The following is a 24978-nucleotide window of genomic DNA, read 5'->3' as shown; positions in this document are numbered from 1 at the left end:
ATTCGTCACATTCGGTGCGCTCCCGAATTCCATTACCCGCGCGGACCGTTTGCGGACATGTCGTCGCTGGTCGGCGCGGTGCGGGGTGGGTAGCCTCACGACCATGACCCATCTGCCCGCCGTCGGCTTCGCGTTGGTGGCCGCGCTGTGCGTGGCGTTGAGCGCGGTGTCGCGGCAACGGGAGGCGGCGCGGGTGCCGGACGCCGATCTGGGGGCTTTCGGCGTGCTGGGTTCGCTGGTGCGGCGGCCGGGTTGGTGGGTGGGGACCGCGGTGGGGGCGGGCGGTTATGTCTTCCAGGCGTTGGCGTTGGGGCGCGGTTCGGTGCTGCTGGTGCAGTCGCTGTTGGTGACCTCGCTGCTGTTCGCGCTGCCGTTGGCGGCGGTCCTCGCCGGGCGCGCGGTGCGCAGGGCCGAATGGCTGTGGGCGGCGGTGCTGGTGGCGGCGATCGTGGTGGTGCTGGTGGTGGGCGATCCGCGGCAGGGCCGCGCGCATGTCGCGGGCTGGCACTGGGCGTTGACGGCGGCGATCGGGATCCCGCTGCTGCTGGGGTGTCTGCTGGGGGCGCGGCGGTGGCCGGGGCATCGCCGCGCGCTGTTGCTGGGGTTGGCGGCGGGCGCGATGTTCGCGGTGGCGGCGGTGCTGACGAAGTCGCTGGTGACGTTGTTCGGTGACGGTGCGGTGGCGGTGCTGACCTCGCCGGTGCCGTACGCGTTGGCGGCGGTGGGCTTGGCGGCGGTGACGTTGCAGCAGAACGCCTATCACGCCGGGGATCTGCGGGCGTCGTTGCCCGCGGCGACGGTGGCCGAACCGGTGATCGCGGCGACGCTGGGCGTGCTGTTGCTCGACGAGTACCTGGATGTGGATCGCGATCACGTGGCGGTGCTCGCGGCGGCCTTCGTGGCCTTGGTGACGGCGACCTCGGCGTTGGCGCGTTCGGCGGCCGATCCGGTGGACGCGGCGGCGGCGAGGTGACGGAAATCGGAAATATCCGTCACGTGATCCGAGAACCATCGGGAAAAACTCTATGATTCACCGGTTAATTCCGCCGGGATTGTGATCTCTCCCAGCTATCGCCGAATGGCTAACCGCCAGTGATCGCGTCGACGGAACCTGTTCCGTCCTGGCGTTTCCGGTTCCGATGCCAGATAGGCCGTGGGTATCGCTCGTGCTCTCCGCGCGTCTCCGATGACATGAACGCCAAGGGGCCAACTTTCAGCTAACGCGAGGTCGGCGGTGGCGAGAGATCAAGGGCCCGATCCATCACAAGTGCATCCGGCGCTTCGGTATTGTCTGGCCCAATGTCACAGGATGCGAATACGGGTCGAATGTATGCCGGGCAACCCGTAGAGGACCGGCAACGTCAGCGGCGTGCGCGTTTTCTGGAGTCGGGCCTCACGGTCTTCGCGCGCGACGGTTACGCCAACAGTTCGGTGGGCGCGATCTGTAAGGACGCCGGACTGTCCTCGCGGCAGTTCTACGAGGAGTTCACCGGCCGCGAATCGCTGCTGCTCGAGTTGTACGAACAGATCGACCGGGAATCGCGCGAGGCGGTCACCGCGGCCTTGGCGGGCAAGGCCGAATCCTCGGCCCTCGAACTCGTCGACGCGGGCGTGCGCGCCTACATCCAGACCATCGGCGCCGATCCGCGCAAGGCGCGCGTCGCGCTGGTCGAGGTGGTCGGCGCCGGGCCGAAGGTGGAGAAGTACCGGTTGGAGTTGCGCCGGATCTGGGGTGCGCTGCTGGCCGGGGCCGCCGAGGACGCCGCCATGCACGGCGAGATCCCGGCGGGCGACTACGAGATGCGCATGCTGGCGGTCATCGGCGCGGTGAACTACGTGGTCGACTCCTGGAGCGGCGCGGACCCGCGCCCGCCGCTGGACGAGGTCATCTCGGTGCTGAGCCGGGTGATCATGGGAGCCGTCCAAGCCTGAGCCGAGACGGTAGCGTGCGCTGCATGGAGACTGTGCCCATCCAGGTCCCCGACGGCAGCACCCTGCCGGTCCGGCTACTGCCCGCCGCGGGGGCGCATCGGCATCCTGTGACGCCCGACGCGCCCCGCCCGGTGGTCGTGATCATTCCCGGCCTCGGGGTCGCGGGCGCCTACTACTCGGTGTTCGCGCGGCAGTTGGCCTCCCGTGGTTTCGACGTGGCGATCGGCGAGGTCCGCGGCAACGGCGAGAGCCGTCCCAAGCCGAGCCCGCGCAGCACCTACGGCTACCACGAACTCGCGGCGGTGGATTTCCCCGCGATCTTCGAGGTGGTGCGCGAGCGGTTCCCCGCGAGCACCCCGTATCTGCTCGGGCACAGCATGGGCGGCCAACTCGGCGTCCTCTACGCCGCGCGGGTGCGCTCCCGACTCGGCGGGTTGATCCTGGTGGCCTCCGGCACCCCGTACCACCGCGGCTACGGAATCCTGGGGCCCGGCATGTTGGCAGGCACCACGGCCGCCGCGGTGACCTCGAAGATCGCCGGTTTCTGGCCGGGCGACCGCATCACCGTCGGCGGGTTCGGCCGCCAGTCCAAGGTGTTGATCGCCGATTGGGCGCGGCTGGCCCGCACCGGCCGGTTCGTGCCCGTCGACGCCGACATCGACTACGAGGAGCGCATCGCCAGGCTCAAACTGCCGGTGCTGTCGATCACCATGTCCGGCGACGAACTGACGCCGCCGGGCGCGGCCGCGCACCTGCTCGCCAAGATGCCGAAGGCGCAGGTCACCGAGTGGCGCGAGCCGCGCCCGCTCGGCCACAACGGTTGGATCGCCGACCCCGACACCACGGTGGAGCGCATCGAGAAGTGGTTGCGCGACCGCTGATCCGGGAGTTCAGTCCTCGCGCATCAACTTCTGGGTGAAGAACTCGTAGATCAGCGCGGCCTGGAACGCGGACTGCTTGTTGTCGGCCGCGCCGCCGTGGCCGCCCTCGATGTTCTCGTGGTACCAGACCGGATGACCCTGCTCCTCGAGCAGCGCCGCCATCTTGCGGGCGTGACCCGGGTGGACGCGGTCGTCGCGGGTGGAGGTGGTGAGGAGGATCGGCGGGTAGTCGGCGTCCGCGCGCGCGTTCTGGTAGGGGGAGTACTTGCTGATGTAGTCCCACTCCTCCGGCTTGTCCGGGTCGCCGTATTCGGCCATCCAGGACGCGCCCGCCAACAGCAGGTGGTAGCGCTTCATGTCCAGCAGCGGCACCTGGCACACGATCGCGCCGAACAGTTCCGGGTAGCGGGTCAGCATCACGCCCATCAGCAGGCCGCCGTTGCTGCCGCCGATCGCGCCGAGTCGGTCGGCGGTGGTGATCCCGCGGGCCACCAGGTCGCGCGCGATGGCCGAGAAGTCCTCGTACACCTTGTGCCGGTTGGCCTTCTGCACCGAGGTGTGCCACTGCGGCCCGTATTCGCCGCCGCCGCGGATGTTCGTGGTCACCCAGGTGCCGCCGCGCTCGAGCCAGCCCATGCCGGACGCGCCGCTGTAGGAAGGGGTGCGCGAGATCTCGAACCCGCCGTAGCCCGACATGACCGTCGGGCCGGGGGTGTCGCGCCGATCCCGGTGCCGGATGACGAAATAGGGCACCATCGTGCCGTCCTCGGAGCGGGCGAAGAACTGCTCGGTCTCGATGCCCGTGGCGTCGAAATAGCCGTTCTCCTGGGCCAACTGCTCGGTCGCGCCGCCGATCGCACCGGACAGCAGGGTCGCGGGCGTGGTGAAACCGCTGGTGACCAGCATGTATTCATCGCCGCTCTCCAGCGGGTCGAGATTGGTCACACTGCTGGTCGCCATCGGCGGCGTATCGGCCAGCGGGGTGCGCGCCCACCCGTCGACGCCCGGCGTGATCACGGACAGCTTGGTCTGCACGTCCTCCAGGGTGACCAGCAGCAGGTAGTTCTCGGTCCAGCCGTAGCCGTGCAGCGAGGTGTGCGCGTCGGGGGTGAACACGATCTCGAAATCGCGTTCCCCGGCGAGGAATTCGGGGAAGTTCGCGGCCAGCAGCGCACCGGCCGGATAGGTGGCGCCCGCGACTTCCCACGGCGACTTCAACCGGATCAGCAGCCAGTCCTTGTACCAGGACTCGCTCGCGTCGGTGGGCGTGTCCAGGCGGGTCCTGGTCCCGTCCTCGGCCAGCAGGTAGACCTCTTCGTTGTAGAAGTCGGTGGCCCGCCCCACGTAGTGCCGCTCGTAGCCGGGGGTGCGGTCGTAGCCCGCCGACACCGCGACATCGGTCGCCTCGCCCTCGAACACCGTCTCGGCGTCCGCGAGATCGGTGCCGCGCCGCCACTTCTTCACCACGCGCGGGTAGCCGGAATCGGTGAGCGAGCCCGGACCGAAGTCCGTCCCCACGTACAGGGTGTCCAGGTCGATCCAGCGCAAGTCGGATTTCGCCTCCGGCAGGGTGAAGCCGCCCGCGGCCGGATCGACGAACTCGCGACTGTCCAGGTCGAATTCGCGCACCACCTTGGCGTCTGCCCCGCCGCGCGAGAGACTGATCAGCGCCCGCGACTGCTCGGGACGCAGCACCGCCGCGCCGCCCCACACCCAGTTCTCGCCCTCGGCCTCGGCGAGCGCGTCCACGTCGATGAGCACATCCCAGGCGGGGGACTCCGAGCGGTACTCCGCGAAGGTGGTGCGCCGCCACAGCCCGCGCGGGTGCGCCGCGTCGCGCCAGAAGTTGTAGAGCCACCGGCCCCGCCGCCCCGGGTAGGCGATCTTGTCGTCGGTGTCGAGCATGGCCAGGATGCGGGCCTCGAGATCGCTGAAACGCGCCGAATCCGCGAACTCGGTCAGCACCACCTCGTTGTGCGAGCGCGCCCAGTCCAGGGCGCGCTCGTCGGTCACCTGTTCCAGCCACAGGTACGGATCGTTCGCGGTCGGCTCGCTCATGTCGATATTCTCGCCGAAGGGCCTAGGATCGGGAATTCCGAGTCGATCACGCGTCCGGACGACAGGAGCAGGCCCGTGTCTCCGTTTCTGTGGGAACAGCACTGCTGTCTTCCGATGTCGCCGTCGGCGCCGGTGCCCGAACTGGCCCGCTATCCCGTCGGTTCCTATCTGTCGGTGAATGTCGGGTACGCGCCGCAGTCCACGGCCGAGGCGGTCGCCCTCGCGGAATCCTTCCGCGCCGCCGCGCTGGCCGACGGCCGTTTCCGCCTCGTGCGCACCCTCGCCGACCTCGCGGACGCGGGTGAGGTGATCGCGCTCGCCTTCGACCTGGAGGACTCCGGCCCGCTGGGCGGCGACCTGGACAACGTCGCGAGGTTCCACGCCCTCGGCGTCCGCTCGCTGGCCGCCACCTACAACCACGCCAACGCGGCGGGCTGCGGGTGCCTCGACGTCGCGGACACCGGCCTGACCGGCTACGGACGCGACCTGGTCGCCGTCCTGAACGAGGTCGGCGTCTTCGTCGACGGCTCGCACTGTTCGCGGCGCAGCGGGCTGGACATGGCCGAGCTGACCGCCGTCCCGATGATCTACAGCCACTCCAACTTCGCCGCCCTCTGGCCGCATCCGCGCAACATCACCGACGAACAGGCGCTGGCCTGCGCGCGCACCGGCGGCGTCATCGGGATCAACGGCGTCGGCATCTTCCTGGGCCACAACGCCGAATCCGAGGCCGCGGCCCGGGTGGCGGCGATGGCCCGCCACATCGAGTACGGCGTGGAATTGGTGGGGATCGACCACATCGGCGTCGGCTCGGATTTCTCCTTCGACGGCGACGACTTCAACGCCGAGATCCGCGCCAACCCGCACAATTTCTCCGCCGACTACACCCGCTACGGCCCGCTGCGCTGGGTGCCGCCGGAGGATCTGCTCGGACTGTCCGATATTCCCGGATTGGCCGCCGTGCTGGCCGGCCGCGGGTTCTCCGCCGCCGACCGCGCGGCGATATTCGGGGGCAATTTCGCCCGCGCGGCGCGACAGGTGTGGCGCGACCCGCGATGAGGACCGGCCGCGGGCTCACCGAAGCGGGGGCACGCTCGGTGAAGATCCCGCGACGGAGCTAGGCTCGACACCGTGACTTCCCACTACGATGTCGTCGTTCTCGGCGCTGGTCCCGGCGGTTACGTCGCCGCGATCCGTGCCGCTCAACTCGGCCTGCGAACAGCGATTGTCGAGCAGAAATACTGGGGCGGTGTGTGCCTGAACGTGGGCTGCATCCCGTCGAAGGCGCTGCTGCGCAACGCCGAACTGGCCCACATCTTCACCAAGGAGGCCAAGACCTTCGGTATTTCCGGTGAGGCGAGCTTCGACTTCGGTGTCGCGTTCGACCGCAGCCGCAAGGTCGCGGACGGTCGGGTCAAGGGCGTCCACTTCCTGATGAAGAAGAACAAGATCGAGGAGTTCGACGGAAAGGGCACTTTCGTCGACGCGAACACGATCTCGGTCGAGCTCGGCAAGGGCGGCACGGAGACGATCACCTTCGACAACGTGATCATCGCCACCGGCACCACCACCAAACTGCTGCCCGGCACCTCGCTCAGCGCCAACGTGGTCACCTACGAGGAACAGATCCTCACCCGTGACCTGCCCGGGTCCATTCTCATCGTGGGCGCGGGCGCGATCGGCATGGAGTTCGGCTACGTCCTGAAGAACTACGGCGTGGACGTGCGCATCGTGGAATTCCTCGATCGCGCCCTGCCCAACGAGGACGTCGACGTCTCCAAGGAGATCACCAAGCAGTACAAGAAGCTGGGGATCACCATCACCACCGGCGCGGCGGTGCAGTCCATCGACGACGACGGCGCGAAGGTCACCGTCTCGATCAAGGACAACAAGTCCGGTTCGGTGGAGACGGTCACCGTCGACAAGGTGCTCCAGGCGGTCGGCTTCGCCCCGCGCGTGGAGGGCTATGGTCTGGAGAACACCGGCGTCGAGCTCACCGACCGCGGTGCCATCGCCATCGATGACAACATGCGCACCAACGTCGAGCACGTCTACGCCATCGGCGACGTCACCGCGAAGCTCCAGCTCGCCCACGTCGCCGAAGCGCAGGGCGTGGTCGCGGCCGAGACCATCGCGGGCGCGGAGACCCTCACCCTGGGCGACTACCGGATGATGCCGCGCGCGACGTTCTGCCAGCCGCAGGTCGCCAGCTTCGGGCTGACCGAGGCGCAGGCGCGCGAGGAGGGCTACGCGGTGAAGGTCGCGACCTTCCCGTTCACCGCCAACGGCAAGGCGCACGGTCTGGGCGATCCCACCGGTTTCGTCAAGCTGATCGCCGACGAGAAGTACGGCGAACTGCTGGGCGGCCACCTGATCGGCCCGGACGTCTCCGAGCTGCTGCCCGAGCTGACCCTGGCCCAGAAGTGGGATCTGACGGTCAACGAACTGACCCGCAACGTGCACACCCACCCGACGCTGAGCGAGGCGTTGCAGGAGGCGTTCCACGGTCTCGCGGGGCACATGATCAACTTCTGATCACCCGGTCGGCGGCGGCATCCGGAACTCTCCGGGTGCCGCCGTCGCCGTTCGAAGTGCTACACATCGTGGATGCGTCGCAGAGTGCTGATCGGTGTCGCGCTGAGCCTGGTCGTGGTGATCGCCCTGGCCGTCGGCGGATACCAGTTGATGAATTCGCGGACCCACCAGTTGGCGGGACGGTTGGTCGACCGCGTGGACACCGAGGAGAAAGTGGTGGCGTTGACCCTGGACGACGGCCCCACCGCGCACACCCCCGAGGTGCTGCGCGTCCTCGCCGAGGCGGGCGTCCCCGCCACCTTCTACCTCAACGGCCGCGATCTCGCCGCGCGTCCGGAGGCGGGGCGGGCCATCGCGGCGGCCGGTCACGAGATCGGCAACCACACCTACACCCACCGCCGGATGATCCTGGTCTCCGGCGACACCGTGCGCGCCGAGATCGAGGACACCGACGCCGAGATCGCGAAGACCGGCTACACCGGCCCCGTCACCTTCCGCCCGCCCTACGGCAAGAAACTCTGGGCTCTGCCGAAGTACCTGTCCGACCACGACCGCACCACGATCATGTGGGATGTCGAACCCGACTCCGGCGTGCCCGCGAGCAGCGAGGAGATCGTGGCGGCCACCGTCGACCGGGTGCGTCCCGGCTCGATCGTGCTGCTGCACGTGATGGCCGATTCGCGTGGGCCGTCGCGGGCCGCGCTGCCCCGCATCCTCGCCGAACTGCGCTCGGCGGGCTACCGGCTCGTCACCGTGTCGGATCTGCTCGCGCGCGCGAGGTGACGCTCAGCGCGGCAGTTCCAGCATGCCGTAGGCGCGCTCGGGGATCAGCGTGACCAGCACGCGGCGGTCGCGGACCATCGCCCGCCGGTAGTCGTCCCAGTCCTCGTGCTCGCCGAGCGCCTCGCGGTAGTAGTCGACCAGCGCGTCGACGGCGGGATCGTCGGGCGTGGTCGCGACCTCGGTCAACTCCACGCGACTCTCCAGCACCACGTAGGAGTAGAAGTCCGCCGCGGTCACGTGCAGCGCCGCCCACGGTTCCCGGCGCAGGTTGAAGTATTTGGCGCGGTCGGCGGTGATCGAGATGCGGATGCGGCCGTCCGGGCCGGTCACGTGCAGGACGTTGGACAACTGCGGGCGGCCGTCGCGGCGCAGGGTGGTCAGCACCGAGTGTTTGGTCGTGGCGGCGTATTCCAGGGCGGTGGCGAGTTCCATGACGGGTGCAACCGCCGCGACCGGGTCCGCCTTCCCGCCTCACATGCCGTGACGGAATCGGGCGTGCCGGACCGCGTCGAACCGGTCCGGCAGGGTGCGGTCCAGGTGCGCGGCGAAACGGCCGAGCAGCGGCCCGATGCGGCGCGGTCGGTCGATGACGGCGTCGCAGACGACCTGCGCGCCCTGGTCGGCGGTCAGCGCGGGCGCGTCGCGGTGCACCGGGTTGGGCGCGATCATCGGCGTGCGGACCAGCGGCATGTAGATGGAGGTGAAGCGGACGTTCTCGGTGTGGGTCTCGATCTGGAGGGTGGCGGTCAGCGAATCCAGCGCGGCCTTGGACGCGACGTAGGCGCCGTAGCCGGGGCCGCCGAACAGGTTGGCCACCGACAGCACCGACACGATCTGGCCCTCGCGCCGCTCCCGCATGCCGGGCAGTACGGCGAGCATGAGCCGGGTCGGGGCCAGGTAGTTCAATCGCAGGGTGCGTTCGTAGTCGTGGAAGCGGTCGTAGGACTCGTCGAGTCTGCGCCGGATCGAGCGGCCCGCGTTGTTGACCAGGATGTCGACGCCGCCGTGTTCGGCGAGCACCCCGGCGGCCATGGCGTCCAACTGGTCGAAATCGTTGAGGTCGCAGGGGTGGACCGCGGCCGATCCGCCCGCGGCCTCGATCTCCTTCGCGACCTCGCGCAGTTCGGGTTCGCGGCGCGCGACCAGCAGCACGTGCGCCCCGGCCGCGGCCAGTCGCAGGGCCGCGGCCCGCCCGATCCCCGAGGACGCGCCGGTGATGAGGATCCGTCGGCCGTCGGCCATCTCGCGCAGCGTGCGACGCCGCCGCAGCCGGGTCAGGCTGATCTGGGTGTCGAGGCTGTTCCTGACGAGATGGGTCCACTCCCCAATTCCATACATAGTGATACATCTTAAGTTATATAACTGGTGATGTATATTGCCGGGATGGATGCCGCCGGGCTACATCTCATCGCACGCCGCCTGCGTGCCATCGCCTTCGCCGCCACGGGGACCACCGGCGCCCGCCGCTTCGCCCCCAGCGACTACGCCGTCATCGAGGACGTCGCCCTCTACCCCCTGTCCTCGATCCGCGACATCACCGAGCGCACCGCCATCGCCCAGAGCCTGGTCTCCCGCATCGTCGCCCGCTACCGCGAAGACGGCCTGCTCATCACCACCGCCGACCCCCGCGACGGCCGCCGCGTCCTGGTCAGCGTCGAACCCACCGCCATGGTCGAAGTCTTCCGCACCCGCGGCCGCGCCCCCATCGACACCGCCCTGGCCACCGAACTCCCCCACCTCACCCCCACCCAACTCCGCCGCCTCGACATCCTCCTCGACGAAGTGGCCGACATCCTCGCCACCGACCCCGAACCCCCTCTCTCCTAGCGGCCAACTCGTCCGCCGGATATGGCCGTCATCGAGGTCCGCGCGCGTGCTCCGAACATGCGAATCCGGCCGCGGTGTATCCGAACCGGTCGGACGGGACTTCGGAGTTGTAGGGACACAACGCAATTGCGCGCACCGACGCGCCGTGCGAACTGGGAGCTCCGGGCAGCCGACCCTACGCTTGCGCGGTGACGAACGACCCGAGAGTCCGCATGGTGGAGGAGGCGTATCGACGCTGCCGAGGTCCGGTCGCCTATCTGGACGAGTCCTATCAGGTTTCGGATCCGGTGGTGGCGCCTGCGGAGACCTTCTACATCTTCACGGCGGTGATCGTCGCGTTCGAGCAGATGTCGGAACTGCGTGAAGGTCTGGGGGACATCGCGCACAGCGGTCGATGGCACACGACCGAAGCGCTGTTGAGCGACAGCGGGCGCGCGAAGACGCGGGACATGCTGAAGTTTCTCGGCCACGGTCCGGAAACGTGCATCATCGCCTTCCGCGTTCCGGTGGACGCCGACGACCACGACGGCGAGGTCGCGCGGCGGGCTTGTTACCGCGGCTTGGCCGTCGCGCTCACCGGCGGTGGGGCGGGTGCATGGTCACCCGTGGAACTGTTGGTGCTCGAGGAGCGCAACCAGAACAACTTTCGCAACAAGGACCGCAAGAACCACAAAGAGTTGATCGCCGAGAAGCGGATTCCGCAGCCGACGCGCTTGCTGCAGACGTCGCCGGGGGTGGAGCGGCTGCTGTGGTTGCCGGATCTGGTGTCGTCCGCGTTTCGCCGCAGCATCACCCACACGGACGACACCAGGACGTAGTTCGATGAGGTGCGGGACCGAGTGCACTTCGTGGAGTCGATCGAGTGAGCGGACCCGTGCACTCGCCCTGAAAAGAAGCAGCCCCCGGCTGCCGTAGCTACACCGAGGGCCTGGCCGACTATCGCGAGGAACGTCGGGAACGCCAGCTCATTGCTCACCTCATTCTAGCACGGTGATCGCGCGCGATTCAGAGGCCGTCGCGTTGGATGCGGAGGGTGGTGATGGTGGAGGCGAGGCCCTCGTATTGGTTGACCAGCAGGACGAATTCGATGAGGCTGCGGTCGTCGTAGTGCGCGGACAGGAGGGTCCAGGTCTCGTCGTCGAGGTCGCGGGTCCGGACTATCTGGTCGACGGCGGTGAGCAGGGCTCGGTGCTTGGCGGACCAGTCGGGGGCGGTGGGCCCCGCCTGGATGCGGGTGAGGATTTCGGGGGTGATGCCCGCGCGGCGGCCGAGGCGGATGTGGTGATCGGTCTCGTAGTCGCACTCGCGCAGGTGGGCGACGCGCAGGATCACCAATTCGGATTCGTGCCTGGGCAATCGGCCGCCGGGCATGAGTTTGCCGGAATAGTGCAGCCAGCCGCGGAACAGGCCGCGGGTGCGGCCGAGGGTGGAGAACAGGTGGGCGTCGCCGGTGCCCGCGGCGCGGGAAAGGACCTGCCACACAGCCCAGTTGATCGGTCCGAGTTCGCGTAGTCGGCCGGGGGCGATGCGTGGTCGCGTCGTCGAAACCATGGTCCTTGCCTCTCGTCGTGCGCGGATGGGGAGCGCGGAACCGGTGTGTCAGCGTACCCTTTCGGTGGTCGCGATGTGCCGGGCGAATCTCGCGCACGTCGGTTCCGGCGCGTCGGATCGTGGTGGGCAGGGGTTGTTGCGCGATGCTGGTGAAGGTCAGGTCGGGGGCTGCGCTCTCGGGCGCGGAACGCGAGTTCGTCGATGCCGTGCGCGCGATCCCGGTGACCTGTCTGGCGGCGCTGGACGTGCAGGTCGGCGGTAACGGCACCCGCCGGGTGGACGCGGTGCTGTTCACGCCGCGGGGGATCACGGTGCTCGCGGTGAAGGGTTTCCGCAGGCGACAGAGCGGCATCCTCGATCTGTCCGACGACGGCCCGTGGACGATCAGCGATTCGCCGCTGGACCTGGACGAACAGCCGGGCGCCGATCCGGTGGCGCAACTGGAGCAGTCGGTGTTCGTGGTCCGGTCGGCGCTGGAGCGGTCGTTGCAGGACGCGGGGCACGTGTGCGGCGCGGTGCTGCTGGTCCCGTATCGCGGTGTGGTGGTGCGGCCCGCGCGCACGAGTCTGCGGCCAGGGCTGGACGTCGTGGTGGCCAATGTCCCCGATTCCACCGAGTTGCGGATCTATGTGGAGAACTTCTCGGCGGCCTCGCGGGACTGGACCGCCGACCGGGTGGTCGCGGCGACGCGCGCCCTCGGTCTGGACCCGCCTTCGCGCGCGGAACTGATCGCCGACGGGTTCGCCGCCGCCACGCCGCCCCCGATCGCGGCGGTGCTGCCCGAGTACCGGCCGAAACCGAAACCGGTGCCGGGTCCGGCCAGTCGCGGTCAGTCGATCGGGGGTTGGGCGGTGCTGGCGGTGGCGTTGATCGGGGTGGTCGTGGTGCTGGGCGTGGTGGTCACGGCGTGGATCGCGGACACCGACGGACCCGGGGAGCGGGCCACCCAGACCACGACGGCCGAACCGACGACGCCCGCGTCCAGGCCGCAGAACTGTTTCCCGTTCCAGACCGACTGCTGATCAATCCCGCATCGCGCGACCGAATTTGGTGAGCCGGAGGGCTTGTTGGGCGCGGGTCAGGACGTGCGCGCGGGACGTGTCGATGTGGGCGATGAGGGTGCGCAGCGCGGTGCCCGGATCGCCGGCGAGCAGTTGTTCGGCGATGCGGATGTGGTCGGCGGACATGGTCGCGATGCGGTCGGGGGTGGGCAGGTCGAGGGTGCGCAGTGGGCGCACCCGGACGTAGACGCCGGTGAGCGCTTCGGCGAGCGCGGTGTTGCCCGCCGCGGCGAGCAGGGTGGTGTGGAATTGTTCGTCCGCGGCGACCAGCGCGGGTCCCGGGTCGGGCGGCGCGTCGCGCAGGGCCCGCCAGCGGTCCAGTTCGGTGCGCACCAGGGTGAGGTCGTGGGCGGTGTCCTCGGCGTGGTCGAGGACGCGTTGGATTCCCCTGGTCTCCAACACGATCCGCAGTTCGTAGAGGTGGTCGAGTTCTTCGAGGCGGGGACGGTAGGGGTAGAGGCCGTCGCCGTGGCGTTCCACGAGTCCGTCGGCTTGCAGGCGGGCCAGCGCCTCGCGCACGGGTGTGCGCGAGACGCCGTAGGCTTCGGCCAGGCGTTCCTCGCCCAGGCGTTCGGTCGGCACGATCGCTCCGGCGGCCAGGTCCCGGCGCAGCGAGTGGTAGACCCGCTCGCTCAACGGGACCCGCCTGTTGCGAGCCACGGTCCCGCTCAGATCGCCATCGCCGAGCGCACGTCGGTCTCCGCGCCCGCGCCGCCCGCGCCCTCGGACCCGACCCGACCGGATTGCAGCACGTAGTAGCGTTGCGCGGCCTGCAACGCGAAGCCGATGTGTTGTTCGACCAGCAGCACGCTCAGACCGCCGCGCTGGGTCAGGTCGATGATGGTGCGTTCGATCTCGGCGACGACCGAGGGCTGGATGCCTTCGGTGGGTTCGTCGAGGATGAGCAGTTTGGGTTCGGTGATCAGGGCCCGCGCGATCGCCAACTGCTGGCGCTGGCCGCCCGAGAGCAGTCCGGCCTTGCGGGTGAGCAGATCCTTCAGCGCCGGGAACAGGTCCAATGATTCGGCGATGAGCGCTTTGCCGCGTTTGCGTCCGTCGGCGACGACCTGGAGGTTCTCGGCGGTGGTGAGTTGCGGGAAGCTCTGCTGGCCCTGCGGCACGTAGGCGATGCCGCGTTTGACCCGCCGCGAGGGCGGCATCTTGGTGATGGTCTCCCCGTCGAAGCGGATCTGACCGGATTTGGCGCCGATCAGTCCGACGGCGGTGCGCAACAGGGTGGTCTTGCCCGCGCCGTTGTGGCCCATGACGGCCACGACGCTGTCGTCGGGCACGGTCAGCGTGACACCGTGGATGACCTCGGTGCGGCCGTATCCGGAGCGGACATCGATCAGTTCAAGCATCTGCGGCCTCCTTGGTCGGCGCGGTGGACTCGTCCTCGAGTTCGGTGCCGATCGCGGCGGCGGTGCCGAGGTAGACCTCCTGCACCTTCGGGTCGGCCTGCACCTGTTCGACGGTGCCCTCGCTGAGCACCTTGCCGCCCGCGAGCACGGTGACGGAGGTGGCGAAGGAGCGCATGAAGTCCATGTCGTGTTCGACGACGACCACGACCCGCTCGCCGCCGATGCGGCGCAACAGGTTTCCGGTCTCGTCGCGTTCCTCGGCGCTCATGCCCGCGACGGGTTCGTCCAGCAGCAGCACCGAGGCGTTCTGCACCAGCAGCATGCCGATCTCGAGCCATTGCTTCTGCCCGTGGGCGAGCACGCCCGCGGGTTTGTCGCGCAGGTCGGTCAACCCGGTGATCTCCAGCGCCTCCTCGATGCTCGGGAGCACGGATTTGCGGCGGCGCAGCAGGGTCAGCGCGGAGCGGCCCGCGCCCGCGGCGATGTCGAGGTTCTGCAACACCGACAGCTGTTCGAAGACGCTGGCGGTCTGGAAGGTGCGGCCGACGCCGAGGCGGGCGATCTGGTGCACCTTCTTGCCGAGCAGTTGCGCTCCCGATTTGGTCGCCGATCCGGTGGCCGGGACCAGGCCGGTGATGGCGTCGATGAGGGTGGTCTTGCCCGCGCCGTTGGGGCCGATGAGGAAGCGCAGATCGCCCTGGAAGACGGTCAGGTCCACATCGGTGACGGCCTTGAAACCATCGAAACTGACCGAGAGGCCGCGGATTTCGAGGTATTCGCTGTCCATGCCCGCGTTGCCGCCGAGCTTGGGTTCGTTGCTCATCGCGTGTGCACCTTCTCCTCGACGGGCGTCGGTTCGGCGGGTTGCTCGACCGGTTCCGGTTGCGGCGGTTCGGTTTTCGCGAATCGCGCGAGGTAGGCGCCCTTGAGCATCGGCCACACGCCCGCGAGTCCGGCGGGGATGAACCCGACGACCACGATGAACAGGATTCCTTGCAGGTAGGTCCAACCCGAGGGGAACTGTTCGGACAGCGCGGTCTGCGCCCAGGCCACGCCGATCGCGCCGAGGACCGGGCCGAGCAGGGTGGTGCGTCCGCCGATGGCGACGCCGATCAGGAACGCGATCGACGGGACGACGCCGATGTCGGCGGGGGAGATGATGCCGACGATCGGGGTGAACAGCGCGCCCGCGATCCCGGCGAAGAAGGCCGCGACCACGTAGGCGACGATCTTGACGTTGGCGGGGTCGTAACCCAGGAAGCGCACCCGCTCCTCCTGGTCGCGCACGGCGACGAGCAGTTCGCCGTAGCGGCTGTGCATGAGTTGGCGGACCAGCGCCACCACCGCGAGCAGGGTGCCCGCGGCGATGAAGAACAGCATCTGCCGGTTGGCCGGGTCGGAGAGTTTGAAGCCGAAGAAGGCGCGGAAATCCGACAGGCCGGTGAAACCGCCGATGGCCTGCTGGCCGGTGAGCAGGATCGCCAGCGCCGCGGCCAGCGCCTGACTCAGGATCGCGAAGTACGCGCCCTTGACCCGCCGCTTGAACACGCCGTAGCCGAGCACGGCCGCGACCAGGCCGGGCAGGATCAGGATCGCCAGGATGGCGACCGGACCCGAGGCGAACGGCTGCCAGAACGAGGGCAGTTCGCGGATGCCCGAGATCTCCATGAATTCGGGGACGTCGTTGCCGAGGCGGGTGGCGTCGGCCATCTGCAGGTGCATGGCCATGATGTAGGCGCCGAGTCCGAAGAACACGCCTTGGCCCAGGGTGAGCATTCCGCCTCGCCCCCAGGCCAATCCGATACCCGCCGCGACGATCGCGAAGCACAGGAATTTCGCGAGCAGGTTCAACCGGAAATCGCTGAGGACCGCGGGGGCCACCGCGAACAACAGGATCGCGGCGACGGCGAAGCCGCCGAGCGCGGTCAACGAGGAGTGCGCACGCATCCGCTGGGTGAGTGTGGTCATGCCAGACTCCTTGTCCGAACGGTGAACAGGCCCTGCGGCCGGACCTGCAAGAAGATGACGATCACGACGAACACGACGACCTTGGCGATCGAGGCCGTGGTCGAGTACTCGATGAAGGAGTTGAGCAGGCCGAGCGCGAACGCCGCGATCACGGTGCCCTTGATCTGGCCGAGTCCGCCGATGACGACCACCAGGAACGCGTCGATCAGATAGCTCTGGCCGATCGTGGGGCTGGTCGAGCCGATCAACGTCAGCGCGACACCGGCCACGCCCGCCAGGCCCGAGCCGATGAAGAAGGTGCTGATATCGGTGAATCTGCTGGACACGCCGCTGGTTTCGGCGAGTCCGCGGTTCTGCACCACCGCGCGGATGCGGCGGCCCAGCGGTGTCGTCTTGAGCGCGATCGCCAGCACGATCACCGCGACGACGGCCAACACCAGGATGAAGATGCGGGTCTTGGGCACCACCGCGCCCAGGATCGTCACACCGCCGCCGAGGAATTCGGGGACCAGGACGTTCTTGGCGGGCGCGCCGAAGATGTCGCGCGCGGCCTGTTGCAGGACCAGGCCGACGCCGAAGGTCACCAGCAGGGTGTCCAACGGCCGGTCGTACATCCAGCGGATGAGTCCCATCTCCAGCGCCGCCCCCAACGCACCGCCGACCAGGAACCCGATGACCAGCGAGACCAGCAGTGACACGCCCGCCGAGCTGAACACCTTCTGCACGACGTAGGTGGTGTAACAGCCGGCCATGATGAACTCGCCGTGCGCCATGTTGATCACGCCCATCTGACCGAAGGTCAGCGACAGGCCCAGCGCCGCGAGCAGAAGAATCGATCCGAGGCTCAACCCGGTGAAGAGCTGACCGACGACGACATCCATAGAGTGCTCCTAACATCGGCCGGTGCGGGACGGTCGCGACCGTCCCGCACCGACGCGCACGATCACTTCAGGTTCTTGGCCCACTCGTAGGACTTCAGGTACGGGTCCGGCTGGATCGGGGAACCGGAATCCCACACCGTGTAGATGAGGCCGTCGGGGCGGATCTCACCGATGCGGGCGGTCTTGGTGATGTGGTGGTTGGAGCCGTCGATGGTGACCTTGCCCTCGGGGGCGTCGAAGCTCACGCCGTCGGCCGCGGCCTGGATGTCGGCGACCGCGAAGGAGTTGGCCTTCTCGACGGTGTTCTTCCACAGGAAGACCGAGGCGTAGGCGGCTTCCATCGGGTCCGAGGTGGGCTTGCCCGCGCCGAAGGCGGCCTTGTAGGCGTCGACGAACGCCTTGTTCTGCGGGGTGTCGACGGTCTGGTAGTAGTTCCACGCGGTCAACTGGCCCGCGATGTTCTGCGCGCCGATGCCCGCGACCTCCTCCTCGGCGATCGACACCGAGACCACCGGCATGTCGGCGGCCTTGAGGCCCGCGTTGGTGTACTCGCGGAAGAAGGCGACGTTGGAGTCGCCGTTGAGGGTGTTGAACACCGCGTCGGCGTCGGCGGTGCGCACCTTGTTGACGATGGTGGAGAAGTCGGTCGAGCCCAGCGGGGTGTAGTCCTCGCCCTTGATCTCGATGCCGTTGGCCGCCGCGTACGCCTTGATCTCGCGGTTGGCGGTCTGCGGGAACACGTAGTCCGAGCCGACCAGGTAGAGGGACTTGACGCCCTTCTGCTTGAGGTAGTCCAGCGCGGGCACGATCTGCTGGTTGGTGGTCGCGCCGGTGTAGAAGATGTTCTTGCTGTCCTCGAGGCCCTCGTACTGGACGGGGTAGTAGAGCAGCGAGTTCAGGCTCTCGAACTTGGGCTTCATGGCCTTGCGGCTCGAGGAGGTCCAGCCGCCGAACACCGCGGCGACACAGTCGGAGCTGATGAGCTTCTCGGCCTTCTCGGCGAAGGTCTTCGGGTCCGAGGCGCCGTCCTCCAGCACGATCTCGACCTTCTTGCCCAGCACACCGCCCGCGGCGTTGATCTGGTCGATCGCCAGCTTGGTGGAGTTGGCGACGGTGACCTCGGAGATGGCCATGGTGCCCGAGAGCGAGTGCAGCGAGCCGACCTTGATGGTGGGCTTGGACGTGTCGACGCAGGAGGCCGCGTTCGACCCTTCGGTGGTGGCGTCGTCCTTGGCGCCGCAGGCGGTCAGCAACAGGCCCGCCATCGCGAGCGCGGTCGGTGCGACCAGCACTTTCGTCAGGCGCGAGCGCGTCGACCCTGAGGTGGAACGAGGCCGGCGGGCGGCACGGGAATCAGGCATGGGGCGGGACCCTTCTCACTTCATCAGGTAGCGGCGGCGTTGGCTGCGCCGCGCCGAATACGCCCGCTTTCGCACCGGTCAGATGCGTAGACCGGTGTGTATACAACGGCTGTATTCGTGGTGCGAACGGTAGACGTCCGTTGTTGCGCCGGAATATCTCTCGGTGACGACTCGATTGCCGATGTTTCCGCGATGTGAACGTTTCCGGTTACCTTTCGGCCACCGGATGTGAGCGCGGAGTTCACCTACGACGATCGGCCGTGGTCCCTACGGTTGCGTAGCCCGAGTCGGGTGCGGCAGGCTGCGTTCGTACAACGTCAGAACACCCGATCGGGGGACGTGCGCCCCCGTGGTTCGTAGGTCGAGGAGGCCGGCGTGGGGCACTACAGGGCTAATGTGCGCGATCTCGAGTTCAACCTGTTCGAGGTGCTGGAACTGGGCAAACTCCTCGACACCGGGGCATACGGCGACCTGGACACCGACACGGTGCGGGAGATCCTGGCCGAGGTGCGACGGCTGGCCGAAGGGCCGGTGGCCGAATCCTTCGCCGCCGCCGACCGCGACCCGGTCACCTACGATCCGGCTACGTTCTCGGTGGTCGTTCCCGAACCGTTGCGACGCACCGTCGCCACCGTCCACGAGGCCGATTGGAGCCGACTCGGGCTACCCGAGGGCATGGGCGGCACCCCCGCTCCCGCGGCGGTGGTGTGGGCCGTCAACGAGATGCTGACCTGTGCCAATCCCTCGGCGAGCTTCTTCAACATGGGCCCGGTGATGGCCGCGGTGCTGTTCGGCATCGGCACCGACGAACAGCGCGAGTGGGCGCGCCAGGGCTACGAACGCGGCTGGCAGGGCACCATGGTGCTCACCGAACCCGACGCGGGCTCCGACGTCGGCGCGGGCCGCGCCAAAGCCGTCCCCCAGGAGGACGGGTCCTGGCACATCGAGGGTGTCAAGCGGTTCATCTCCGGCGCGGACGTCGGCGACACCGCGGAGAACGTCTTCCACCTGGTGCTGGCCCGCCCGGAAGGGGCGCGCGCGGGCACCAAGGGCCTGTCGCTGTTCTACGTCCCGAAATTCCTCTTCGACCCCGAGACGCTGGAACTCGGCGAACGCAACGGCGTCCACGTCACCGGGCTCGAACACAAGATGGGCCTGAAGTCCTCACCCACCTGCGAACTCACCTTCGGCGGCGACGTGCCCGCGAAGGGCTGGCTGGTCGGCGGCGAGCACAACGGGATCGCGCAGATGTTCAAGGTCATCGAGAACGCCCGCATGGTCGTCGGCATCAAATCCACCGGCACGCTGTCCACCGGATACCTCAACGCCCTCGACTACGCCAAACAGCGCGTGCAGGGCGCTGATCTGACGCAGATGGCCGACAAAGCCGCCCCGCGCGTCACCATCACCCACCACCCCGACGTGCGGCGCTCGCTGGCGATGCAGAAGGCGTACGCGGAGGGGCTGCGCGCGGTCTACCTCTACACCGCCGCGCACCAGAACGCCGACGTCGCGCAACTGGTCTCGGGCGCGGACCCGGATCTCGCGCACCGCGTCGACGATCTGCTGCTGCCGATCGTCAAAGGTGTAGGTTCCGAACGCGCCTACCAACTGTTGACCGAATCGTTGCAGACCCTCGGCGGCTCCGGATATCTCCAGGACTATCCGATCGAGCAGTACATCCGCGACGCGAAGATCGACTCCCTCTACGAGGGCACCACCGCCATCCAGGCCCAGGATTTCTTCTTCCGCAAGATCCTGCGCGACGGCGGCACGGCGCTCGGCCACCTGTCCGCGCGCATCCAGGAGTTCCTGGACACCGGTTCGGGCCGCTTGGCGACCGAACGCGCCCTGCTGGCCACCGCCGCCGCCGACGTGCAGGCCATGACGGCCGCGCTGACCGGTTACGCGCTGGCCGCCCAGCAGGAACCCACCGAGCTGTACAAGGTGGGGCTCGGCTCGGTGCGCTTCCTGATGGCGGTCGGCGACCTGCTCATCGGCTGGCGTCTGCTGGTCCAAGCCGAGGTGGCCGCCGCCGCGCTCGCCACCGGCCCCGCCGAGCGCGACCACGCCTTCTACACCGGCAAAGTCGCCGTCGCGCAGTTCTTCGCCCGCAACGTCCTCCCCCAACTCACCGCCACCCGCGCGATCATCGCCGCCCTCGACACCGACATCATGACCCTCGACGAAGCCGCCTTCTGAGCAGTAGCCTCAACACCCGCCCGAATCGGTTGCGGCGCTTGGCGAAGCCAGGGCAATGGGGGCGCGACCAGCGACCGTCATCGCAGATACGGTCGTGTTGACCGTCAACTGACGATGATGGTGACTTCTCGTATGTCGTTCGGGCGGTGTCGATCTCGTCGTTCTATGATGCTCCGTGAGTCGAGGAAGAGTTTGACGAATCGTTCCTCTGGGTACTCGCGGTCGGCGTAGCGTCTTCGGGCGAGCTGCGGTGGGGCCGAGGTGCCCCGTCGGAACACGAAGCGCTGGGGGAAAGATTGTCTGAAAAAGAGCACGAGAAGCTGAAGAAAATGTGGGAATCGAAGCAGTTCGAGCCTGCGATTCGCTACATCAGGTTCCCGATGTTCAGAAATCTATCGACAAACATGAGAATCGACTTCAAGTATCCGATAACCGCGCTTGTCGGACCGAATGGTTCCAACAAGTCGGCCATACTTCGTGCCTTGCAAGGCAGTCCTCGGGGAAATGATCTCGGTAGATACTGGTTTGGCACAGCCGTAGATGAGATATCGCCGCTTGAGCGCCATCGATTTATATATGGACGTCTGTCACCCAGCACCGGCGGTATGGTCGAGGTTGTCAAGACCAGGATCGGGAGAAGGCGAGAATCCAGAGCTGGGAAAATCGCCGATCCGGACCTGTTTGAACCGAGTCGACCTCTGACAACTTGGCCTGATGAGATGGAAAAGTTCTCCCCACCGGCTCGGGTTGTCGAGGGTGATGCTTCCTCCACGCGATGGTCCGCAATCGCAAAGGATGTAGTCTACCTGGACTTCCGGTCGCAACTGTCGGCCTTCGACTGGGCATTCCATCAGTCCGAGGTGGCTACCGAAGGAGAAGGGACTCCGACGGAAATCCAACTATTGAACGCTCGAAAACACAGAATCCGTAACCGTGCTGCCCGCCTCTCGAGGGCGGTGACGGATGCGCTGGGAACGGACCAATGGTTCAGAGTCGAGCGCGTGGTTGAATCAGTCAAGGATCTGGCAGATTCAGAGCGTCAATGGGTTTCGCGAATTCTCGGAAAAGACTACTCGCGTGTACGACTTATTCACCATCGGTATTTCAATCGGAACAGTGGAGGATGGACGGTTCTGCTCGAGTCCAAGGAGTTGCGGTATTCGGAAGCTTTTGCGGGCAGTGGGGAATTCGCGGTAGTGATGTTGGTTTATCGACTCAGTACTGCACGGCCGAAATCCTTGGTTTTGATCGACGAACCCGAGGTGTCGTTGCACCCGACGGCTCAGCGGATGCTGTCGGAGTATCTGGTGTACTCGGCGAAGACTCATAGACATCAAATTGTATTTGCGACACACTCCTCCGACATGATCCGCCGCCTGCCTGCTGAAGCCGTCAAAGTTCTGACGGTCCGTGCTGATGACGGCAAGGTGGACATCCCGATTCAGGACTCGCTGCCTCAGTATGCTTTCAATGCGCTTGGTGTAGAGTTCGAGCACGCCGCAGTGATAGTCGAGGATCAACTCGCAACAAAACTCGTGCAGTATGCCCTCGTGGGTTCGCCCGACGCGAACGCGGTAGACGTCAAGTTCATCCCCGGCGGAGCGGATACGCTGTGGACTTATTACATTCCGATGTGGGCGCACGAGGGGCGCGGAGATATCCTGCTGCTGCTGGATGGTGATCAGGAAGTTGCACCGCCGCGACCGGCGGCGAATATTCCGCCAGCAGAACTCGAAACTGAATTGACTGTGTCGTTCAAGGGGAACGCGCCGAAATTGCCCTACAGCTCCAAAGAAGAAGGAAATTCGGCGCTTCATCGTCAAGATTCAGTTGTCAAAACGTTGGAGTGGCGACGTCGGTTCGTCCGGTTCTTGCCCTGTCTGACGCCAGAGATCTTCCTATGGCCCCATCGCATCGCAGACGATCCGGGCCCGACGGCGACGCCGGACAACTGCAAACAGCTCTGGCGAGACTACGCCGAGGCCCAGACGGGCGAGCTGCCGGACGCGGATAGTATCCTTACGTTTCAACTTCAAGCGCTAAACCGCGTTCCAACTGACGATGTGGTGTTGGAGCGGATCCGCGAGGCCGTGAACGAGTTTATCAGGAGTCAGCCATGAACCCGACGGACATATCGGTTATCGATTTTTTTCGGGGTGCGGTGGCACGAGTCAAGGCTTCACGGAAGCGGGCATGCGTATTACTGGCGGTATTGATTTCGACCACGATTCCGCAGAGACATTTCGTGCAAATTTCCCACGGGCTCATTTTATAGAGGATGATATCCGCTCGATTCCGGTAGATCGGATTCGAGCGATCATGCCTAGTGGCCCAACGCTCTTTGCTGGATGTGCACCTTGTCAGCCGTTTTCTCGCCAGAACAAATCTGCCAACGAGGATGATCCGCGGAGGAATCTGCTATACGAATTCACCCGCTTCGTGGCCGAGCTGACGCCAGAGTTCGTGGTAGTGGAGAATGTGCCCGGCTTGCAGAATCCGAAGAAAAGTGGTCCACTTGATGACTTTCTTGCTGCGTTGAAAGGCGCGGGTTACCAATCCGAGGTTTCTGTGCTTCGAGCATTGGAGTACGGCGTCCCGCAGGAGCGGAAGCGGTTGGTGGTAGTTGCGTCGAGAGTCGGCATGCCGGCCCTGCCAGAACCGACGCACGTCGTAAATGGTGTGCCGGCACGCACCGTTCGTCAGACTATCTACGACCTTCCTCGAATAGGCGACGGTGAGGTCCATCCAGAGGATCCCGATCATGCTGCTATGCGTCTATCCGAGATCAACAAGATGCGCATCCGAGCCACACCTGAGGGCGGAGGGCGTCGCCACTGGAAAGATGAGCTGATTTTGCCCTGCCACGCCCGCCATGGTGGCCACACAGATACCTACGGACGCATGTGGTGGGATCGACCCGCATCCGGACTCACGACCCGTTGCATCTCCTATAGCAACGGACGCTTCGGGCACCCGGAGCAACACCGAGCCATCAGTGTGCGCGAAGCGGCCTGCTTGCAGACTTTTCCCGCGGCATTTCGCTTCTCGGGCACGATGACCTCGAAAGCGCGGCAGGTCGGAAATGCCGTGCCGCCGCTGTTGGCCCGACGCGTGGGCCAAGCGTTGGTAGCCGCGGCTTGAGCTTATTTCAGGACGTAGGGGGAGACGGAGCTGCGGTGTTCGCTGATGTCGAGGACCTTGCCCAGGGGTGGGAAGGCGCGTTGGGGGCAGTTGGCGCGTTCGCAGACGCGGCACCCGGCGCCGATGGGGGTGGCGTTTACTTCGCCGAGGTCTAGGCCGTCGGCGTAGACGACGCGGCCCGCGTGCCGTAGTTCGCAGCCGAGACCGATGGCGAAGGTCTTGCCCGCCTGGCCGTAGCGGGTGGCGCGGCGTTCCACGGTGCGCGCCACCCACAGGTATTTGCGGCCGTCGGGCATCTCGGCGATCTGGGTCATGATCTTGCCGGGGTAGGCGAAGGTCTCGTAGACGTTCCACAGCGGGCAGGTGCCGCCGCTGGAGGAGAAGTGGAATCCGGTGGCGGACTGACGTTTGGACATGTTCCCCGCCCGGTCCACGCGTACGAAAGAGAAAGGGACGCCGCGCAGTTTCGGCCGTTGCAGCGTGGACAGCCGGTGGCAGATCGTCTCGTAGCTCTGGGTGAAGAACGCCGAGAGCCGTTCGATGTCGTAGCGGAAATCCTCGGCGACCTCGTGGAAATGCGTGTACGGCAGCACGGTGGCCGCCGCGAAATAGTTGGCGAGTCCGAGCATGGCCAGTTTGCGGGTGTCCTCGGTGACGAAATTGCCTTCCTCCACCGATTTCTCCAAAAGGTCGCCGCATTCGAAGTAGGCCAGTTCGGCGGCGAGTTTGAAGGTGCGCTGCCCACCGGACAGGTGCGGGGCGATCTCCAGGCGGCGCAGTTCGGGGTCGTAGCGGTGCAGTACGCCTTCGCCGAGGTCGATGCGTTCGACGATGGTGACGTCGTGGGCGCGTAGTCGCCGGGCGATCTCGCTGTTGACGTCGCCGCCGTGGAAGCGGATGCGCGCGGTGAGTTCTTCGGCGGCGGTGTCGAGGTCGTGGATGTAGTTCTGCCGCTGGTAGAAGAAGTCGCGGACCTCTTCGTGCGGTTTGCTGATGGCCCCGCTGCCCGCGCCGTCGGCGAAACGGTCCTCGGTGGCGGCGGCCAACTGCGCGGTGGTGTTGCGGTAGCGGTTGTGCATGGTGACCAGCGCGCGCGCCATGCTGGGGTGCGCGGAGACGATGTCGGCGATCTCCTGGGTGTCGGCCTCGATGCCGAGTTCGCGGTCCATGACGACTTCCTGGAGTTCGGCGATGAGCCGGGTGTCGTCCTGGGAGGAGAAGAAGGTGGCGTCGACGCCGAAGACTTCGCTGATCCGCAGCAACACCGGTACGGTGAGCGGGCGGACGTCGTGCTCGATCTGGTTGAGGTAGCTGGCCGAGATCTCCAGTTTCGCGGCGAGTGAGACCTGGCTCAGCCCCCGCTCGGTGCGTAGCTGTCGAAGCCGGGCCCCGACGTAGGTCTTGGCCATATGTCCAGATTATGGGCGTCTTCGCAG

Annotated in this window: 23 protein-coding genes; 12 read left to right on the top strand and 11 right to left on the bottom strand. The window is 66.8% G+C overall.

Translation table 11 applies throughout. The annotated features are described in order from the left end of the window. Nucleotides 1-103 precede the first annotated feature (103 nt). The 3 genes from ON30_RS25115 to ON30_RS25105 all read left to right on the top strand — a co-directional run bounded on the left by ON30_RS25115 (nt 104) and on the right by ON30_RS25105 (nt 2813). Nucleotides 104-973, top strand: a complete 870-nt coding sequence (locus ON30_RS25115) for a DMT family transporter (protein WP_040710676.1) — start codon at nt 104-106, stop codon at nt 971-973. Nucleotides 974-1326: 353 nt separating this feature from the next. After that, a complete protein-coding gene (locus tag ON30_RS25110) occupies nt 1327-1932 on the top strand; it encodes a TetR/AcrR family transcriptional regulator (protein WP_051029943.1) in 606 nt (201 codons plus the stop codon). Between the two features lie 23 nt (nt 1933-1955). After that, nucleotides 1956-2813, top strand: a complete 858-nt coding sequence (locus ON30_RS25105) for an alpha/beta hydrolase family protein (protein WP_040710673.1) — start codon at nt 1956-1958, stop codon at nt 2811-2813. A gap of 9 nt (nt 2814-2822) precedes the next feature. Here the strand turns inward: ON30_RS25105 and ON30_RS25100 are convergent, their stop codons facing one another. Further along, nucleotides 2823-4871: a prolyl oligopeptidase family serine peptidase gene (locus ON30_RS25100; protein WP_040710671.1), complete on the bottom strand. Its 2049-nt coding sequence runs from the start codon at nt 4869-4871 to the stop codon at nt 2823-2825. A gap of 75 nt (nt 4872-4946) precedes the next feature. On the opposite strand from ON30_RS25100, the gene ON30_RS25095 reads away from it, so the two are divergent. The 3 genes from ON30_RS25095 (at nt 4947) to ON30_RS25085 (ending at nt 8189) form a co-directional block, all read left to right on the top strand. Then, entirely contained in the window at nt 4947-5930 is a 984-nt protein-coding gene (locus ON30_RS25095) for a dipeptidase (protein WP_040710670.1), read from the top strand. Nucleotides 5931-6002: 72 nt separating this feature from the next. After that, nucleotides 6003-7406: a dihydrolipoyl dehydrogenase gene (lpdA, locus tag ON30_RS25090; RefSeq protein WP_040710668.1), complete on the top strand. Its 1404-nt coding sequence runs from the start codon at nt 6003-6005 to the stop codon at nt 7404-7406. A 72-nt stretch (nt 7407-7478) separates the two neighbouring features. Next, a complete protein-coding gene (locus ON30_RS25085; RefSeq protein ID WP_040710667.1) occupies nt 7479-8189 on the top strand; it encodes a polysaccharide deacetylase family protein in 711 nt (236 codons plus the stop codon). 3 nt (nt 8190-8192) lie between these two features. Here ON30_RS25085 and ON30_RS25080 read toward each other — a convergent pair whose 3' ends face one another. Together ON30_RS25080 and ON30_RS25075 are read right to left on the bottom strand one after the other, a co-directional pair. Continuing rightward, nucleotides 8193-8621 (bottom strand): PPOX class F420-dependent oxidoreductase, encoded by a 429-nt coding sequence (locus tag ON30_RS25080; RefSeq protein ID WP_051029941.1) that lies wholly within the window; start codon nt 8619-8621, stop codon nt 8193-8195. 39 nt (nt 8622-8660) lie between these two features. Next, the gene (locus ON30_RS25075) at nt 8661-9527 is read right to left on the bottom strand and encodes an SDR family NAD(P)-dependent oxidoreductase (protein WP_040710665.1); all 867 of its coding nucleotides are present in this window, start codon (nt 9525-9527) and stop codon (nt 8661-8663) included. Between the two features lie 45 nt (nt 9528-9572). Between ON30_RS25075 and ON30_RS25070 the strand changes: the two genes are divergently transcribed. Beyond that, nucleotides 9573-10016, top strand: coding sequence for a MarR family transcriptional regulator (locus tag ON30_RS25070; RefSeq protein WP_051029940.1), 444 nt, complete (start codon nt 9573-9575; stop codon nt 10014-10016). A gap of 212 nt (nt 10017-10228) precedes the next feature. Then, nucleotides 10229-10834, top strand: a complete 606-nt coding sequence (locus ON30_RS25065; protein WP_051029939.1) for a hypothetical protein — start codon at nt 10229-10231, stop codon at nt 10832-10834. 187 nt (nt 10835-11021) lie between these two features. On the opposite strand, the gene ON30_RS25060 is transcribed toward ON30_RS25065, so the two are convergent. Further along, entirely contained in the window at nt 11022-11567 is a 546-nt protein-coding gene (locus ON30_RS25060) for a carboxymuconolactone decarboxylase family protein (protein WP_040710664.1), read from the bottom strand. Between the two features lie 143 nt (nt 11568-11710). Here ON30_RS25060 and ON30_RS25055 point away from each other — a divergent pair, with 143 nt between their 5' ends. Beyond that, nucleotides 11711-12589: a nuclease-related domain-containing protein gene (locus ON30_RS25055; RefSeq protein WP_040710662.1), complete on the top strand. Its 879-nt coding sequence runs from the start codon at nt 11711-11713 to the stop codon at nt 12587-12589. Here the strand turns inward: ON30_RS25055 and ON30_RS25050 are convergent, their stop codons facing one another. The 6 genes from ON30_RS25050 to urtA all read right to left on the bottom strand — a co-directional run bounded on the left by ON30_RS25050 (nt 12590) and on the right by urtA (nt 18103). Next, nucleotides 12590-13288: a GntR family transcriptional regulator gene (locus ON30_RS25050; RefSeq protein WP_040710660.1), complete on the bottom strand. Its 699-nt coding sequence runs from the start codon at nt 13286-13288 to the stop codon at nt 12590-12592. Nucleotides 13289-13296: 8 nt separating this feature from the next. Then, nucleotides 13297-13989: an urea ABC transporter ATP-binding subunit UrtE gene (gene urtE / locus ON30_RS25045; protein WP_040710658.1), complete on the bottom strand. Its 693-nt coding sequence runs from the start codon at nt 13987-13989 to the stop codon at nt 13297-13299. After that, entirely contained in the window at nt 13982-14812 is an 831-nt protein-coding gene (urtD, locus tag ON30_RS25040) for an urea ABC transporter ATP-binding protein UrtD (RefSeq protein ID WP_040710656.1), read from the bottom strand. Before urtD ends, urtE begins: the two co-directional genes overlap by 8 nt. Beyond that, the gene (urtC, locus tag ON30_RS25035) at nt 14809-15957 is read right to left on the bottom strand and encodes an urea ABC transporter permease subunit UrtC (RefSeq protein ID WP_040710654.1); all 1149 of its coding nucleotides are present in this window, start codon (nt 15955-15957) and stop codon (nt 14809-14811) included. The genes urtD and urtC overlap by 4 nt, the downstream gene beginning before the upstream one ends. Next, nucleotides 15954-16838 carry an urea ABC transporter permease subunit UrtB gene (gene urtB, locus ON30_RS25030; RefSeq protein ID WP_040710652.1) on the bottom strand — a complete coding sequence of 295 codons (885 nt, stop codon included), beginning with the start codon at nt 16836-16838 and terminating at the stop codon, nt 15954-15956. The genes urtC and urtB overlap by 4 nt, the downstream gene beginning before the upstream one ends. Nucleotides 16839-16900: 62 nt before the next feature. Beyond that, the gene (gene urtA, locus ON30_RS25025; RefSeq protein WP_051029963.1) at nt 16901-18103 is read right to left on the bottom strand and encodes an urea ABC transporter substrate-binding protein; all 1203 of its coding nucleotides are present in this window, start codon (nt 18101-18103) and stop codon (nt 16901-16903) included. 471 nt (nt 18104-18574) lie between these two features. On the opposite strand from urtA, the gene ON30_RS25020 reads away from it, so the two are divergent. The 3 genes from ON30_RS25020 (at nt 18575) to ON30_RS37765 (ending at nt 23542) form a co-directional block, all read left to right on the top strand. Next, nucleotides 18575-20401, top strand: coding sequence for an acyl-CoA dehydrogenase (locus ON30_RS25020; RefSeq protein ID WP_040710650.1), 1827 nt, complete (start codon nt 18575-18577; stop codon nt 20399-20401). Between the two features lie 296 nt (nt 20402-20697). Continuing rightward, complete coding sequence (locus ON30_RS37770; RefSeq protein WP_157183826.1) at nt 20698-22521, top strand: ATP-dependent nuclease; 1824 nt, start codon at nt 20698-20700, stop codon at nt 22519-22521. Between the two features lie 13 nt (nt 22522-22534). Then, nucleotides 22535-23542: a DNA cytosine methyltransferase gene (locus ON30_RS37765; RefSeq protein ID WP_083911649.1), complete on the top strand. Its 1008-nt coding sequence runs from the start codon at nt 22535-22537 to the stop codon at nt 23540-23542. 2 nt (nt 23543-23544) lie between these two features. Here ON30_RS37765 and ramB read toward each other — a convergent pair whose 3' ends face one another. Continuing rightward, on the bottom strand, nt 23545-24951 hold the full coding sequence (ramB, locus tag ON30_RS25005) for an acetate metabolism transcriptional regulator RamB (RefSeq protein ID WP_040710645.1): 1407 nt from the start codon (nt 24949-24951) through the stop codon (nt 23545-23547). Nucleotides 24952-24978: the final 27 nt, after the last annotated feature.

The sequence above is a fragment of the Nocardia takedensis NBRC 100417 genome (assembly GCF_000308695.1).
Taxonomy (GTDB): domain Bacteria; phylum Actinomycetota; class Actinomycetes; order Mycobacteriales; family Mycobacteriaceae; genus Nocardia; species Nocardia takedensis.
This window is presented reverse-complemented; position numbering and strand designations above follow the sequence as displayed.